The organism is Nesterenkonia aurantiaca (genome assembly GCF_004364585.1).
In the GTDB taxonomy this organism is placed as follows: domain Bacteria; phylum Actinomycetota; class Actinomycetes; order Actinomycetales; family Micrococcaceae; genus Nesterenkonia; species Nesterenkonia aurantiaca.
Map to the genome: position 1 here is coordinate 127,642 of NZ_SOAN01000002.1, position 14,934 is coordinate 142,575.

A 14,934-nucleotide genomic window follows, 5' to 3' on the forward strand; every position below is an offset into this window, starting at 1 on the left:
TTTCAGCAGCAGCCGAGTCCGTCCATCGGGGAGCGCTCCAGCCCCTGACGGGTGTGCCATTCATGCATCCGGTCCAACATCTCCGGCAGCAGCTCCAGGGTCATCCCGGAGGCCGGGTTCGGCAGGCCCAGCGCCTCGGAGAGCACCAGCATCATGAACAGGTCTTCCTCGTCGCGCTTGGCGCGGGCGAAGACCCGCCGGTACGGGGCGACGTAGAACTCGTGGAGTCCGGCGTTGAACCGCTTCCACAGGCCTGCCGGCTCGGCAGCGCCGGGGTGACGGGATGGGGGGTCATTCCCCGCTGAGCTTGCGACGGTGTCCGCCTCCCCTGAGTGATCTGGCCTGCCGGTGTGAGGCACCTCATGCTACGCCAGAGCCGAGGCGGCGTGTGCGTCGCGGAAGCGCCTGGCGCTCTATGTGCAGCGCAGGGCGCGGAGGATCGGCATCATCGCCCCGGTGATGTCACCGGTGGTGTCATCGTTGGTGTCACCGTTGGTGTCACCGGTGACGTGCCGCGACGACCACCATGGTGACGGCGGCCCCGGCTGCCGTGGCGGCCGCAGACGGTGAGCGTCGACGTTGCCCGATGACGACGCCGGCGAATGCCCAGAGGAGCGTTCCGGCGTAGACGCGGGAGGAGACACTGGCCCGTTCCGGCCCCGATGCGACCCGGGAGCCCAGCGCGCCGAGCCCCGCGAGCAGGGCCGCACCCGCCGTGGCCGCTTTCGGCCCGGCGGGAACAACATCCTTGGCCACGAGCATGGCGGCCAGGTTCACCCCGCAGGCCGCCTGTCCCCAGGCCGCCAGCATCCCCGCCGCCGGGGCGGCCGCGGCCACCTCGGCGGTGCTCAACACGCCGCTCCGCTCCGCCCGGGCAATCTGCCGGCGTCCACTCTCGGCCAGCACGGCGATCGCGGCCAGCGCTCCCTGAGCGCTCCAGAACCGTCCGGAGCGCACGAGCGGCGCCCAGATGCCAGTGGCGGCGAACGCCCCGGCGAGAGGCCATCCCGCCGCACGCCAGATCTCCTGGGTGCGGGCGGGGCCGCGCGCCTGATGGACCGCGTAGGCGATGGAGGAGGCAAAGATGGGGAACCAGACGGCGAACGTGTAGCTGGCGGGTTGGATCACGTTGGGCGGAGCGTCCTCACCCCGGAACCGTGGACCGTAGAAGGTGGGGAGCAACACCTGGGCGGCAGCCGCCGCGCAGGTGAGGATCTGACGTGAGGAATCTCCTGAAGCAGCTGCCCGCACCCGAACGGGGAGGCTGGGAACGAGGTCTCTCATATGAACTCCTCGGACGTGGGGGGAGAAGCCGCGGAAGCATGAATTCAGGCGGTCTTCCCCGCTGCGCCTGCGTTCAGGGTAGAGCGTCGGGGACAGGGCGGCAAGGCTCCGATGATCGACCTGGAAGGTCCCGGTCCATCAGCGGCGGCGCCTCGGAGGCATCGTCTCCCCGTGACGGCTTCCACGGGATCAGTCCGGTGTCCGGAGTGAGGTGCAGAGAGCAGCTTCGCTCACGCCTGTCGCAGATGCAGGTTCTGTCGAAGCAACACCGACGTCGCTGGTGGCTTTCGATTCCTGGGCGGTTCCCGACCCAGCCGTTCGATCGCGCTGGAGCCCTTGACTGCCGGGCAGAGCCGGACGACACTGAGTGTAAACGGACAGCCGTCCGCAGAATGAAAGGCGATCATGGACATCGGTCTGCTGCTGCTGCGCCTGGTGCTGGCGCTGATCCTGTTCACCCACGCCAGCCAGAAGCTCGGCGGATGGTTCGGTGGCAACGGCCTGGCCCGCCAGGGTGAGATCTTCGCGTCCCTGGGCCTGCATCCGGGGCGCGCGATGGTCCTGGCAGCAGGGGTCTCCGAGCTCCTTGCCGCGACCGCGCTCCTGCTGGGCCTGCTCACTCCGGTCGGAGCCCTGCTGGCGGCCGGGACCATGGTGGTGGCCGGAGTGACGATGCAGCTGAACTCCGGGAAGTTCTGGAACATCGCCGGCGGCGGAGAGTACCCCTACGTGCTGGCCGCGGCTGCCGCGGTGCTGGGTTTCACCGGGGCCGGCGCGTACTCGCTGGACGCACAGGTCTCGGGGGAGGCCTGGAGCACGGTGGTCCATGAGCCCGCCACCTGGGTGGGGGCGCTGATCCTGCTGGCGGCGCTGGTGGCCGCCGTGCCGTTCGCGCTGGTCGTCCGGCGCGCCGCAGCCGCCCGCTGAGTCCCAGCCGCCGCGTTCCCCAGCCGCCCGCTGAGTCCCAGCCGCCGCGTTCCCCAGCCGCCCGCTGAGTCCCAGCCGCCGCGTTCCCCAGCCGCTGAACCCCGGGGCGCGCACTGGGGCTGCGCTCCCCTCGAGCGCAGCCCCAGCTTCCGTGCACGCAGATCGGTGCGAGAAATCACGTGCAGGCGTTCAGCCGCTCAGGCGTCGGGACCCCGCCCCTGCGCGGTATGGGTCTTCTCGGTGCGGTACTCGGTATAGGTGTACGGGTTGTCCAGGATCTTGGTCTCCGGGACGTCGGGGCTCATGCCGGCCTCCCACTCGGCCTGTCCCAGCTCCGAGGCGATGTGCTCCACCGTCGCCTCCACGGTGCGGCGCACCTTGGCCAGATCCACATCAACAAGCTTGTGCTGATGCTTCACGATCCGGCCGTTGACCATCACGGTGTGCACATCCCCGCGCTGGGCCTGGAAGACCACGTGGCCGTGCGGGTTCAGGATCGGGAACATCGCCGGGGAGTCGTCGTTCTTGATCAGCACGATGTCGGCCTTCTTGCCGACCTCCAGGGAGCCGATGGACTTCTCCATCCCGAGCGCCTCAGCGCCGCCATGGGTGGCCCAGCCGACCACCTGGTCGGCGCGCAGGCCCAGGTTGGTGCAGGTCTCTCCGGTGGCGTGATGCTCGAAGTGCTCCCGCGCCCGGTCCGAGCTGAGCGTGGAGCGCATCGCTGCGAACGGATCTGCGCTCCACCAGACCGAGGTGTCCACCGAGAGTGAGACCGGGATTCCGTGCTTGCGCAGCTGCCAGGACGAGGGATAGCCCTGCCCGCAGCTGGACTCGGACTCCGCCGAGACCGAGGCCGAACCTCCGGTGGCGGCGATGCGCTGATAGGAGTCCTGGTTCAGCGTCGCGGCGTGGACGTAGACGGTCTTCTCGTTCATGAACCCATGCTCGTGCATGAGCCGGATGCCGTCGTCGTTGGTCGCGCCCCAGACCCCGGCGTGGGTGGTGGCGCCCACGCCCAGGTCTCGGGCGACCTCGAAGGCCTTCTGTTCCGGGAACTCCGGGTCACCGGTGACGTCGAAGGCCATCTGGAAGCCGAGCATGTCATCACCCAGTTGGCCGCCCGAGCGCGGGATCCGGCGGTCCACGAAGTCGCGGAACTCACGCGAGGCGGACCATTCCCAGGGCCCGGCGTGGATGTTGCCGTAGGCGAAGACGAAGCGGCCGGCGACCTCTTGGAGCGCGTCCACGGCCGCATCGGCGTGATCCACGGTGGAGAGGCCGTGGGACCAGTCCACTGAGGTGGTGACTCCGGAGTCGATGGCCTCCACCGCGGAGAGCAGGTTTCCGGCGTAGATGTCCTCGGGGCGGAACTTCTTGCCGTGTTCGAGGTAGTTCCAGACGAAGTACTGGGTTAGCGTCCAGTCGGCACCGTAGCCCCGCATGGCGGTCTGCCACATGTGCCGGTGCGTGTCGATGAAGCCGGGGGTGATCATTCCACCCTCGGCATCGATCACCTGGGCATGCTCGGGCGCCTCGAGATCCGGGCCGATGGCCGCGATGGTGTCACCCAGGACCAGGACGTCGCCCCTGGTCAAGACGCTGTGCTGCTTGTCCATGGTCAGCACGATCCCGTTCTTGAACAGGACGGGCGCGCCGGTGCCGTTGGATGCGGCTTCAGAACTCATATCAGCCTCCGTTGAAGATCTCTGTGATGGTGCTCACGATAGCTGTCGTTCGCACAGTGGACAAGGGTCCGTTTACCTCGCGAGGTCGATCTCAGGAATCCATTCCGGGGACCCTTGATCAGGTGAGCCTGGGGTTGACGGCCATGCGCAGGCGGTGTGAAACTGGTCACGGGATAAGCGGACGAGTGTCCGTATGACGACGCATCCGGGCGTGACAGGGCCTGTGTGGGACTTGCAGAAAGAGGACTCCGAGATGAACCAGCACCATCCAGATGAGACCAGCGCCGGGGGTGCGCGGCCCGGAGGCGATGCTGCCGCGCAGGCCCATCAGGCCCCGCACGGGGCACAGCCCGAGAAGCCAGGCGGGAGCCTGCCGCTGGAGGGCATCCTGATCGCGGACTTCTCCCGGGTGCTCGCCGGTCCCTACGCCACCATGCTGCTCGCGGACCTCGGCGCCGAGGTGATCAAGGTCGAGGGCACCGGCGGAGACGACACCCGGACCTGGGTCCCGCCCCGCCGTCCGGACGGGGTCTCCACCTACTACGCCTCGATCAACCGCAATAAGAAGTCGATCGTGTTGGACTTCAAGGACGCCGATGACCTCGCCGCCGCCCAGGCGCTGGCGCAGCGCGCCGACGTCGTGATCGAGAACTTCAAGCCCGGCGGCCTTGAGAAGTTCGGCCTGGACTACGACTCGGTGGCGAAGGCCAACCCCCACGTCATCTACTCCTCGATCACCGGCTTCGGCACCGAGGGCGAAGGGGCGAAGTACCCCGGCTATGACCTGATCGTCCAAGCGATGTCGGGGCTGATGAGCCTCACCGGTTCCCCGGACGGCCCGCCCTACCGCGCCGGGATCAGCGTGTTCGATGTGATGGCCGGGCTGCATTCGACCATCGGCATCCTCGCCGCGCTGCGCCAGCGCGACCGCACCGGCGACGGCGCCCACGTCGAGGCGTCCCTGATGGCCTCGGCCATGTCCGGGCTGGTGAACCAGACCCACGCCTATGTGGGCGGCGGCACCACCCCGATGCGGATGGGCAACGCCCACCCCTCGCTCTACCCCTATGAGGCCATGCCCACCGCCGACGATGACGTGATCATCGCCGCCGGCAACAACACCCAGTTCAGCAGGCTCTGCATGGTGCTGGGGATCCCCGAGATCGCCCAGGACGAGCGCTTCGCCGAGGTCGGAGACCGCACCGACCGCCGTGACGAGCTGCGCCCGATCCTGCAGGCAGAGCTGGCCAAGCACACCGCCCAGGAGCTCTTCGAGAAGCTCAACGACGTCGGGGTGCCCTGCGGGCCGATCAACACCATCAAGCAGGGGGTCGAGTACGCCGAGGCGCTGGGCCTGCGGCCGGTGGTGCAGGTCGGCACGGGAGACAGCGCCGTCCCCGGCGTCCGGCACCCGCTGAGCTTCAACACCATGAACCCGCGCTATGACCTGGCCCCGCCGGAGCTGGGGGAGCACACCGAGGAGATCAAGGCCTGGCTGAAGACCGAGGAGAGGACGCCACGATGAGCGCCGAAGAGCATCAGTATCAGACGCCGAGCTACCCCACCGCACTGGGAACCTCCACCACCGAGGAGATCAGCCTGATGGGCCAGTCCCTCTCAGAGGATCTGATGGGCAAGGTCGGGTTCGCCGAGCTGGCCTTCTGGATGACCGCCACCCGCCGGCCCACCCCCGGTGAGCTGCGGACCTTCGAGGCGGTGCTGGTCGCGCTGGCCGATCACGGCTTCACCCCCACCGCGATCGCCGCTCGGCTGACCTACCTCTCGGCCCCGGAGTCCATCCAGGGCGCCATCGCCGCCGGACTGCTGGGCGGCGGCTCCCGCTTCCTCGGGGTCACCGAGGACACCGGCAAGTTCCTGCACCAGGTGCTCGAGGCCGACGACGGCGAGCGCAGCACCGAGGCGGACTATGACGCCCTGGCGCGGGAGGCGATCACCCGGGCACGGGCCGCCGAGCAGATCGTTCCCGGCCTGGGCCACCCGGTGCACAAGCAGGGGGACCCGCGCACCCCGCGGCTGATCCAGATCGCCGAGGAGGGCGGGACCCGCGGGGAGCACCTGCGCCTGTTCGAGGCCATGGGCCGGGTCAGCGAAGAGGTGCTGGGCAAGAAGCTTCCGCTCAACGGCGCCGGGGTCTGCGGGGCAGCCCTGGCTGACCTCGGGCTTCCGGTGGACTTCCTGCGCGGCTTCGCACTGCTCGCCCGCACCGCCGGGCTGCTGGGGCAGATCGCGGAGGAGCGGCGGAATCCGATCGCCAACGACATCTATATGCATGTGGACCGGAACGCCAGGTTTGTCCCGCTGACCGGCGACGACACCCACGAGGACACCCATGAGGACGCCGAAGGGTCCGCTGAAGCTGATCACTCCGGTCATTCCGGTCATTTCGGTGAGTCGAAGGAGAACTGAGCATGGCAGAGCTGACCGCGGTGCTCGCGAGCACCCACCACCCGTTCTACTACAAGGCCACCACCTCCCCGGAAGATCAGCGACCGCCCTATGCCGCGGACTGGCAGCGCAAGGTCGAGGCCTACCGCGAGACGCTCACCGCCGCGGAACCCGACATCTTGGTGATGGTCGGGGCGGATCACTTCCACCAGCTCTGGCTGGACAACTATCCGCAGTTCCTGATCGGCAAGCAGGAGAGATGCGACGCGACCTTCTACAACGAGGAGCGCGAGTTCGGGATCCCGAAGTACACCCTCGCCGGAGACATCGAGCTCTCCCGCTATATGCACCAGGAGCTGCTGGGCAAGGACTTCGACTTCTCGGTCAGTCACGAGCTGAAGATCGATCACTCCATCATCTGCCCGATCATCACGGTCCGCCCCGAGGCGGACCTGCCGATCGTGCCGATCTACACGAACATCTTCGTGCCCCCGCTGCCCTCGCCGCGCCGGTTCTACCAGGTGGGGCGGGCCATCCGGGAGATCATCGACAGCTTCCCCAGCGACAAGAAGGTCGCCGCCATCGGCACCGGGCACCTCTCTCTGGAGCTCGGCGGACCCCGCCAGTTCGGCGAGCACGGGCCGGATCCGCTCTTCGACGCCGATGCGATCAAATGGCTCTCCACCGGCAACATCGACGCGATCCTGGCCAATGTCACCCACGAGTCGATGGCCGGGGCCGGCAACGCCACCCACGGATTCATGGACCTGCTGCTGATGATGGGCGTCGCCGGCCCCGGGGTCCACGCCGACTACGTCGATCACCTGGATCTGTTCCACACCCGGGAGATGTACATGACCTGGTACCCGAACAAGACCCAGGATCAGCTCGACGCGGCCGCCCGGGCTGCCGCGACCGCCCAGGCCAGCACCGGTCCGATCTACGCCACCGATCCGGCCTGGGAGAAGTTCCGCGTGAATCAGGAGCAGGCATGAGCAAGTACTACGTCAACAAGTTTCTCTTCACCATCGATCGGGACCCTGAATGGGTGGCCAGTTATCGCGAGGATCCCCGGGCCACCGTGGCCCGCTGGGAGAAGGAGATCGGGAGCTGGCTGAATCCGGTCGAGCAGACCAGCTGGCTGGAGTTCACGCAAGAGGAGCGCGAGGCGCTCTGCACCCACGACTACGTGTGGCTCTTCGAGCACGGCGCCCACTTCTTCCTGAACCTGACCCTTTTCATCGCGCTCTTCGACGAGGAGTACGCCGCCGCGAAGGGGCCGCTGGCGTTCCAGACGGAGATGGCGCAGAAGCTGGGCCACTGGACCGGGCGGGACTACCCCTCGGTGGCGATGTGAGCCGCCGGCGATGAGCTGTTCAGCCCCGAAGATCGGGTGCGGCTCACTCCTGCGGTGAGGCCAGCAGCGGGAGGCGCCCGAGGTTGGCGGCGTCGCGCTCGCGAGTGTGGCGGGGCAGCGACTGCCAGCGGGTCCAGTCCGCGGTGACCGCCGCGGCGGCCTCGCGCAGCGGGGGCAGGTGCTTGCTCAGCAGCGTCTCCACGCTGGTCTCGGCCGCGTGGACCGTGGTGTTCATCGAGGCCAGCACCCTTCCGCGGCCATCCCGAACCGGCACCGCGATGGAACGGATGCCGCGCGCCAGCTCCTCGTCGGCCAGAGCATAGCCCTGCCGCTGCACCCGGTCGAGCTCCTCGAGGAAGGACTTCTGGTCCCACTGCACCACCGGAACCACCGAGGAGCGTGACGGGTCGGAGAGCCGTTCCAGGATCTCCCGGCGCTCCATGTCGGCCAGCAGCACCTTGCCCTGGGAGGTCGGCGGCGCCGGGAAACGGGTGCCGATGTCCACCCGAAGGCCGATCAGCTTGGGCACCGCGACTCGGGCCACATAGACGATGTCGGGTCCGTCCAGCTGGGACATCGAGGCCGATTCATGCGTGTGGGTGACCAGCGATTCCAGGTGCGGCCTCGCCACATCCCAGAGCCCCAGCGAGCTCACATAGGCCATGCCCAGTTCCATCACGCGGGGGGTGAGTGAGAAGAGCCCGTCATCGGAGCGCACGTAGTCCAACTCTTGAAGCGTCATCAGGATTCGCCGCGCCGTCGGACGTGCCAGATCGGTGGCCTTGGCCACCTGGCTCAGGGTCAGGCCCGCGGGATATTCCGGGGTGAACGCCCTGATGACGGACAGCCCGCGGGAGATGGCTTCGATGAACTCGGGACTTCGCTCCGGTGACATCTGGTTCCTTTCAGTGGAGCTGGGTCTGGTGCTGGTCGGCACGGGCTTCGCGCAGTCGGGTCCAGGTCCGCACGAGCTGACTGAACTCCTTGACCTGCACCAGGACATGGTCCCGGGCGGTGTTCTCCGCGGTCTCGCCGTCACCGGTGCTGATCGCATTCACGATCGCGAGGTGCTCGGCCAGGGACCTGCGCATCCGGTCGGGGGCCCGGAGCTGGAGCCGTCGATAGGGCTGCAGCACGCGGCGCAGGTGGTGGGCCTGCTGGCGCAGGTACCCGTTGCCGCAGGAGTCGTAGATGATCCCGTGGAACCAGGCGTTGGCGTAGTAGTAGCCGTCCGCGTCGCCCAGGGCCTCGAACCGCTCACATTCCTTCAGCGCCCTGCCGAGTTCGGCCAGAGGCTCACGCTCGATGCGCCGTGAGGCCAGGCGCGCCGCCATGCCCTCAAGCTCGGCCATCAGCTCGAAGCGCTCGGCCAGCTCGGGCAGGCTCAGCTCGGTGACATAGGTGCCCTGTTTGGGGCGGATGCGCACCAGCCCGGAACGTTCCAGGGCCTGCAGCGCCTCGCGCACCGGGGTGCGCGAGCAGCCGAACTCCTGCTGCAGCTTGGCAGGGTCCAGCCGCTCGCCGGGGCCGTACTGCCCATCGACGATGGCGTTCTCCAGCGCATCGCGCACGCGCTGGGATTCCGGGACTCTGACCATGGCACCTCCTGTGACGAGCATATCGCCAGCAGCAAGGTGTGGCCTGGATCACGTTAATACCCTATAGTTCCTGTTATATACATCACAGCCACTGATATACACGTAGGGAGGAACCATGGCGACCACTCAAGGCTGGCTCCTGGCCGATCTGCTGCGCGGCCTCGGCGGGCACAAGTCCGAGTCCGGGGTCGGAACCGCGGCCCAGGCGCCGCTTGATCAGCTCACCGCAGCCTGCGCCGTGCTGATGGGGGACCTGGGGGAGGCGTCCATGCGGGCCGTGGCGGAGCGGGCTCTGGCCACGTACCGGGAGCTCGACGACGACGCCCGGACCGAGTTCTTCACGCACCTGCTTCAGGCCTACTCCGTGGAACCGGAGGCGCTGCGCCGCGCCTACGCGACGTGGGACTCCAGCGAGGCCCAGGCCGATCTGGCGGACCTCTTCGAGGCCAGCGAGCCTCGGCGCCAGGCACTGCTGCGCCGGCTCAACCATGCCCCGGACGGCACGCTGCACCTGGTCAACATGCGCGCTGATCTGCGCCGGATCCTGCGCGGCCGCGCCGATCTGGCGCCGCTGGACCGCGACTTCCGGCACCTGTTGAGCTCCTGGTTCAACCGCGGATTCCTGCGCATGGAACAGCTCGGCTGGGATGCGCCCCGGGAGATGAAGAACCACCTCCTGCGCTACGAGAAGGTCCACCCGATGCGGGACCTGAATGATCTCAAGCGCCGGCTCCGGCCGAAGGACCGGACCTGCTACGCGTTCTTCCACCCCGCCACCGGGGACCTCCCGCTGATCTTCGTCGAAGTGGCGCTGGTCAGGGGGATCCCCGGGGCCGTGGAGCCGCTGCTGAGCCCGACCGAGGCGCTCGCCCCGGCCAAGGCTGACACTGCGGTGCTGTATTCGATCAACAACTCCTTAGACGGCCTGGCCGGGATCTCCTTCGGCAGCCTGCTGATCAAGCAGGTCATCGACCAGGTCTCCACAGAGCTGCCGCATCTTGAACACTTCGTCACGCTCTCCCCGATCCCTGGGTTTCGGGGCTGGCTGCGCGAGCAGGCCCGCACCGCGAGCTCCCCGGAGCTCACCGCGCTGCACGTGGACCTCTCCGAGCTCCACGGGCCCGCAGACCTCGCGGGATCCGAAGACACAGGGCAGCCCGGGGCGCAGTTGCTGCAGGGCCGGCTCCGCGCCGCACTCGCCCGCTACATCGCTCTCGAACGCCGGTCGGACGGGCAGCCGCTGGACCCGGTGGCCCGCTTCCACCTGGGCAACGGTGCCACCGCCTGGCAGCTGCACTGGCCGGCCAGCAGCGCGGACTACATGTGGGACCAGTCCTACGGGGCGATGATCACCTACCGCTATGACCCGTCCCTGGTGGAGCGGCGCCACGAGAACTACGTCCGACACGGAACCATCGCTGTAGGGGACCAGGTCACGGGCCTGCTTCCAGACAGGACAGAAGACATCCTCAGCACCGAAGACATGCACAGCACAGCAGACATCCGCAGCGAGAAGGGAACCTCACCAGTGGACAACCACGTCGACGGCATCTACCAGGGCTTCATCCAGCAGGCACAGACGCACCCGGAGAAGCCGCTGTTCCACCTTTCCGACGGGCGCACCCTCACCTACGCGCAGGTGCTCCACACCTCGCGGCGGATCGCCGCGAAGCTGATCGGCGACGGCGTGCTCCCGGGTGACCGGGTGGCCGCCCAGGTGGAGAAGTCCCCGGAGGCCATCGCGCTCTACCTGGCGACCCTGCAGGTCGGTGGGGTCTACCTGCCGCTGAACACCGCCTACACCGGCGCCGAGATGGACTACTTCATGGCCGACGCCGCCCCGCGGGTGCTGGTCTGTGACCCGAGCAAGGCCGCGGAGCACGTGGCGCGCGGCAAGGACGGGATCGTCGTGGAGACCCTCGGTACGGCAGGGGAGGGCACGCTGCTCGCCGCCGAGCAGGAGCACACCGAGATCGCCGTGCTGCGCGCGTCAGATCCCGGCGCGATCCTCTACACCTCCGGGACCACCGGGCGCTCCAAGGGTGCCGTGCTGACCCAGGGCAACCTCGCGGCGAACTGCGCCTCGCTGATCCAGTCCTGGGAGTACACGTCCGAGGACGTGCTGATCCACGCGCTGCCGATCTTCCACATCCACGGACTGTTCGTGGCGGTCAACATGACCCTGGTCTCCGGCGCCTCGATGATCTGGCTGCCCAAGTTCGACCCCGACGCGGTGCTCGACGCGATGCCCGAAGCCACCGTGCTGATGGGCGTGCCCACCTTCTACACCCGGCTGCTGAGCACAGAGCGGCTCAGCGCCGAGGCCTGCACCGGGATCCGGCTCTTCGTCTCCGGCTCGGCCCCGCTGCTGGCCAGCGACCACGAGGCCTTCGAGGCACGCACCGGGCACGCCATCCTGGAGCGCTATGGGATGACCGAGACCGGGATGAACACCTCGAATCCCTACCGCGGCGGCCCGCGCCGGCCTGGCACCGTGGGGCATCCGCTGCCCGGCGTCGAGGTGCGGATCGTGGACCGGGAGACCCAGGCGACGCTGCCCCAGAACGAGGTCGGCATCATCGAGGTTCGCGGCGGCAACGTGTTCGCCGGGTACTGGAACATGCCGGAGAAGACCGCCGAGGAGTTCCGCGAGGACGGGTTCTTCGTCACCGGGGACCTCGGGGTGATCGATGAGCAGGGCTACCTGAGCATCGTGGGCCGTGACAAGGACCTGGTGATCTCTGGAGGCTTCAACATCTACCCCAAAGAGGTCGAGGGGCTCATCGATGACCACCCCGGGGTCACCGAGTCGGCAGTGATCGGGGTGCCGCACCCGGATCTGGGCGAAGGACTGGTCGCCGTGGTGGTCCCCGCAGGCGAGGGCGTCCCGGACGAGACCTCGATCCTGCAGGCGCTCGCCGGTGACCTGGCCCGTTTCAAGCAGCCCCGCGCCGTCCGCTTCGTCGATGCGCTGCCGCGCAACGTGATGGGCAAGGTGCAGAAGGCCGAGCTGCGCAAGCAGTACACAGAACTCTTCAGCAGCTGAATGCTCGCTCAAGACACCTCAACCGCAAGTCAGGAGTAGACGATGGTTCTCTATGGAGTCGCAGCGCTGGCGCTGTGCATGCTCGTGGGAATGCTGATCGGTGATGTCCTCGGGGTCGCCGGAGGCGTCGATGCCAATGTCGGCGGGGTCGGCTTCGCCATGATCCTGCTGGTCGTGGCCACCGACCGGCTGCGCAAGCGAGGCTTGTTCCCCAAGCCCACCGAACAGGGAGTGCTGTTCTGGTCCGCCCTGTACATCCCGATCGTGATCGCCATGGCGGCCACGCAGAACGTCGCCGAAGCGATCGGCGGCGGGCCGATGGCCGCGATCGCCGGTCTGGGTGCGCTCGCCGCGGGCGCCGCCCTGGTGCCGGTGATCTCACGCATCGGAGGACAGTCTGAACCGCTGCCCGCGATGACCGAGGCAGAGAAGGCGGAGGCCTGAGATGGACATCATTGCTGATGTGCTCGAACGCAACGGCCTGCTCTTCGCCTTCGTGGTGGTCGGGGCGCTGATGATGATCTCGGGCTGGCTCTCCAAGACGCTGACCCGAGGACGCCTGCAGGGCTCCGCCATCGCGATCATGCTCGGTCTGGTGCTGGCCTACTTCGGCGGCATCAACACCGGCGGCGAGGCCGGCATGGCCGATATCGCCATCTTCAGCGGCCTGGGCCTGATGGGCGGCGCGATGCTGCGCGACTTCGCCATCGTGGCCACCGCCTACGGCGTGGACCTCCAAGAGATCAAGAAGGCCGGCGCCGCCGGGGTGTTGGCACTGCTGGCCGGCATCGTGGTCTCCTTCGTCGTCGGGGCCGCCGTCGCAGCCGCCTTCGGCTACACCGACCCGGAATCGATGGCGACCATCGGCTCCGGTGCCGCGACCTACATCGTGGGACCGGTCACCGGCACCGCGGTGGGCGCCAGCTCCGAGGTGATCGCGCTCTCGGTGGCCGCCGGCCTGATCAAGGCGGTGGTGGTCATGGTGGGCACCCCGATGATCGCCCCATTCATCGGGCTGAACAACCCCAAGTCGGCCATGGCCTATGGCGGACTGATGGGCACCACCTCAGGGGTGGCCGGTGGACTCGCCGCCACGGACAAGCGCCTGGTCCCCTACGGGGCGATGACCGCGACCTTCTACACCGGACTCGGCTGCCTGCTGGGCCCCTCGATCTTCTACTTCGCACTGGTCGGGCTCTTCGGCTGATCCGCCGGAGCCTCGAAGAACACGACGCCGCCGGCCGTTCACCTCAGCAGAGGTGGGCGGCCGCAGGCCTCGGGCGCAGCGTGCACCGCTGACCTATCGGTACCCGTCCACCATGGCCGCCGCGATGGTCATATACGCCCGGCGGGTCTCCTCCTGGAGCATGTCCAGGTTGATCCGGTCCCCGTCCACCACAGCCCGGTCGAAGGGCACCACCACCAGCCTGCCGCAGGAGCCGCGCAGGCTCTCCTGGATGGCCTCCTTGTCCACCCGGTCCGAGACGCGCTCCTTATCGGTGATCACCACGATGGATTCCCGGGCCAGGCGCTCGTAGCCGTGGTTGGCCAACCAGTTCAGTGTCTGGAGTGCACGTTGGGCACCGGAGATCGCGAAGCCGGCGGCGATCACGATGTTGTCTGCGGTGTGCAGGATCCCCTTCATGGCGTTGTGGGTGACCCCGGTGCCACAGTCGGTGACGATCACCGGGTAGTACTTGGCGAACTCCGCGTGGATCCGGCGCCACTCCTCGGCCGTCAGGCTGTCCGAGAGGGCCGGATCCTGCTCTCCGGCGAGCACGTGCAGCCGTCCGGCCTGCTGCAGATAGCCCTGCAGCGCGGTTAACGAGTCGACCTGATCGAGCCTCTCGAGCAGATCGGTGATGCTCGGCGGCTGGTGCGCCTGGGTGGCCCGCTCGCCCAGGGCCCGCTCCACCAGGTCCCCGGAATCCGGGTTGGCGTCGATCGCGCAGGGAATGTCACCACGGTGCCGGGCCAGCGCCATGCCGATCCCCACCGTGGTGGAGGTCTTCCCGATGCCGCCCTTGAGCGAGAGCACCGCGGTGTTGTGGCTGCCCTGCAGCGGGCGGGCGATCCGTTCGATCAGCTCCTGCTCCTGGAGCTCCTTCTGGCTGGGGCCGATGTTGATCACCCCGCCGCTCGCGGTATAGAGGAATCGGCGCAGACCGCCCTGCGGCTTCTCCGGCGCCACCGAGATGAAGGGCCGGCCTGCTTCGGCGAGACGCCGGCGTTCGGCCCGGGTCGGGAGGTCCCTGGCCTCACCGTCCAGCGGTGCGGGGGAGATCCCCTCCGGCGGCAGCTCGGCGCCATCGCCGGCATCGCGGTCATCGACCACGCCTGTAGGTTCTGCGCGCCCCGGCGTCGGGGCGACGGCGGCTGCGCGGTGGCGCTCGGCTGGACTCTGTGACATGGGGAACCCTCCCGCTCAATGGTGTGACACCTGAGGATTCCCGGTCCGTGCATCCTGCTGAAGCATGTTTCTGCACGTGGTGTGGAATCGGGCGGAGACAGAGTTCGAACAGCTGCACAAACGTAGTAGACCCTGTCCACACCTTACGGGAATCCCTGGTCTGCGAAAGGGGTACGACAAGGAGTTCCCGCCCGTTCAACAGGCGCTCAACATGGTCC

At 68.1% G+C, this 14,934-nt stretch carries 14 protein-coding genes; 8 read left to right on the forward strand and 6 right to left on the reverse strand.

Translation table 11 applies throughout. The features are described 5' to 3' along the window. Positions 1-2: 2 nt before the first annotated feature. The gene (locus EV640_RS03595) at positions 3-359 is read right to left on the reverse strand and encodes a cory-CC-star protein (protein WP_341802702.1); all 357 of its coding nucleotides are present in this window, start codon (positions 357-359) and stop codon (positions 3-5) included. A gap of 139 nt (positions 360-498) precedes the next feature. Beyond that, positions 499-1,284, reverse strand: a complete 786-nt coding sequence (locus EV640_RS03600; protein WP_133725834.1) for a hypothetical protein — start codon at positions 1,282-1,284, stop codon at positions 499-501. A 405-nt stretch (positions 1,285-1,689) separates the two neighbouring features. Here EV640_RS03600 and EV640_RS03605 point away from each other — a divergent pair, with 405 nt between their 5' ends. After that, the gene (locus EV640_RS03605; RefSeq protein WP_133725835.1) at positions 1,690-2,211 is read left to right on the forward strand and encodes a DoxX family protein; all 522 of its coding nucleotides are present in this window, start codon (positions 1,690-1,692) and stop codon (positions 2,209-2,211) included. Between the two features lie 197 nt (positions 2,212-2,408). On the opposite strand, the gene EV640_RS03610 is transcribed toward EV640_RS03605, so the two are convergent. Next, positions 2,409-3,899 (reverse strand): amidohydrolase family protein, encoded by a 1,491-nt coding sequence (locus EV640_RS03610; RefSeq protein WP_133725836.1) that lies wholly within the window; start codon positions 3,897-3,899, stop codon positions 2,409-2,411. 253 nt (positions 3,900-4,152) lie between these two features. On the opposite strand from EV640_RS03610, the gene EV640_RS03615 reads away from it, so the two are divergent. From EV640_RS03615 to EV640_RS03630, 4 genes are read left to right on the forward strand one after another with little or no spacing between them, the layout of a single operon-like run. Then, the gene (locus EV640_RS03615; RefSeq protein WP_133725837.1) at positions 4,153-5,424 is read left to right on the forward strand and encodes a CaiB/BaiF CoA transferase family protein; all 1,272 of its coding nucleotides are present in this window, start codon (positions 4,153-4,155) and stop codon (positions 5,422-5,424) included. After that, a complete protein-coding gene (locus tag EV640_RS03620; protein WP_084479628.1) occupies positions 5,421-6,326 on the forward strand; it encodes a citryl-CoA lyase in 906 nt (301 codons plus the stop codon). Before EV640_RS03615 ends, EV640_RS03620 begins: the two co-directional genes overlap by 4 nt. 2 nt (positions 6,327-6,328) lie before the next feature. Then, positions 6,329-7,300, forward strand: coding sequence for a DODA-type extradiol aromatic ring-opening family dioxygenase (locus EV640_RS03625; RefSeq protein ID WP_133725838.1), 972 nt, complete (start codon positions 6,329-6,331; stop codon positions 7,298-7,300). Continuing rightward, entirely contained in the window at positions 7,297-7,662 is a 366-nt protein-coding gene (locus EV640_RS03630; RefSeq protein ID WP_036476229.1) for a hypothetical protein, read from the forward strand. The genes EV640_RS03625 and EV640_RS03630 overlap by 4 nt, the downstream gene beginning before the upstream one ends. A gap of 43 nt (positions 7,663-7,705) precedes the next feature. Here the strand turns inward: EV640_RS03630 and EV640_RS03635 are convergent, their stop codons facing one another. Together EV640_RS03635 and EV640_RS03640 are read right to left on the reverse strand one after the other, a co-directional pair. Next, positions 7,706-8,557, reverse strand: a complete 852-nt coding sequence (locus EV640_RS03635; protein WP_051501280.1) for an IclR family transcriptional regulator domain-containing protein — start codon at positions 8,555-8,557, stop codon at positions 7,706-7,708. A 10-nt stretch (positions 8,558-8,567) separates the two neighbouring features. Then, positions 8,568-9,260, reverse strand: coding sequence for a GntR family transcriptional regulator (locus EV640_RS03640; RefSeq protein ID WP_036476227.1), 693 nt, complete (start codon positions 9,258-9,260; stop codon positions 8,568-8,570). Between the two features lie 115 nt (positions 9,261-9,375). Between EV640_RS03640 and EV640_RS03645 the strand changes: the two genes are divergently transcribed. Genes EV640_RS03645 through madM form a run of 3 tightly spaced genes read left to right on the forward strand, consistent with a single transcriptional unit; the run spans position 9,376 to position 13,513 of the window. After that, positions 9,376-12,306, forward strand: coding sequence for an AMP-binding protein (locus tag EV640_RS03645; protein ID WP_084479626.1), 2,931 nt, complete (start codon positions 9,376-9,378; stop codon positions 12,304-12,306). A 42-nt stretch (positions 12,307-12,348) separates the two neighbouring features. Then, complete coding sequence (gene madL, locus EV640_RS03650) at positions 12,349-12,750, forward strand: malonate transporter subunit MadL (RefSeq protein ID WP_084479625.1); 402 nt, start codon at positions 12,349-12,351, stop codon at positions 12,748-12,750. 1 nt (position 12,751) lies between these two features. Then, on the forward strand, positions 12,752-13,513 hold the full coding sequence (gene madM / locus EV640_RS03655; protein WP_036476224.1) for a malonate transporter subunit MadM: 762 nt from the start codon (positions 12,752-12,754) through the stop codon (positions 13,511-13,513). 93 nt (positions 13,514-13,606) lie between these two features. Here madM and EV640_RS03660 read toward each other — a convergent pair whose 3' ends face one another. Then, positions 13,607-14,716, reverse strand: a complete 1,110-nt coding sequence (locus EV640_RS03660; RefSeq protein ID WP_243832217.1) for a MinD/ParA family ATP-binding protein — start codon at positions 14,714-14,716, stop codon at positions 13,607-13,609. Positions 14,717-14,934: the final 218 nt, after the last annotated feature.

Coding starts and splice junctions, on each gene's coding strand:
- EV640_RS03600 (WP_133725834.1), bottom strand. CDS start 1,284: ATGAGAGACCTCGTTCCCAGCCTCCCCGTTCGGGTGCGGGCAGCTGCT.
- EV640_RS03605 (WP_133725835.1), top strand. CDS start 1,690: ATGGACATCGGTCTGCTGCTGCTGCGCCTGGTGCTGGCGCTGATCCTG.
- EV640_RS03610 (WP_133725836.1), bottom strand. CDS start 3,899: ATGAGTTCTGAAGCCGCATCCAACGGCACCGGCGCGCCCGTCCTGTTC.
- EV640_RS03615 (WP_133725837.1), top strand. CDS start 4,153: ATGAACCAGCACCATCCAGATGAGACCAGCGCCGGGGGTGCGCGGCCC.
- EV640_RS03620 (WP_084479628.1), top strand. CDS start 5,421: ATGAGCGCCGAAGAGCATCAGTATCAGACGCCGAGCTACCCCACCGCA.
- EV640_RS03625 (WP_133725838.1), top strand. CDS start 6,329: ATGGCAGAGCTGACCGCGGTGCTCGCGAGCACCCACCACCCGTTCTAC.
- EV640_RS03630 (WP_036476229.1), top strand. CDS start 7,297: ATGAGCAAGTACTACGTCAACAAGTTTCTCTTCACCATCGATCGGGAC.
- EV640_RS03635 (WP_051501280.1), bottom strand. CDS start 8,557: ATGTCACCGGAGCGAAGTCCCGAGTTCATCGAAGCCATCTCCCGCGGG.
- EV640_RS03640 (WP_036476227.1), bottom strand. CDS start 9,260: ATGGTCAGAGTCCCGGAATCCCAGCGCGTGCGCGATGCGCTGGAGAAC.
- EV640_RS03645 (WP_084479626.1), top strand. CDS start 9,376: ATGGCGACCACTCAAGGCTGGCTCCTGGCCGATCTGCTGCGCGGCCTC.
- madL (WP_084479625.1), top strand. CDS start 12,349: ATGGTTCTCTATGGAGTCGCAGCGCTGGCGCTGTGCATGCTCGTGGGA.
- madM (WP_036476224.1), top strand. CDS start 12,752: ATGGACATCATTGCTGATGTGCTCGAACGCAACGGCCTGCTCTTCGCC.
- EV640_RS03660 (WP_243832217.1), bottom strand. CDS start 14,716: ATGTCACAGAGTCCAGCCGAGCGCCACCGCGCAGCCGCCGTCGCCCCG.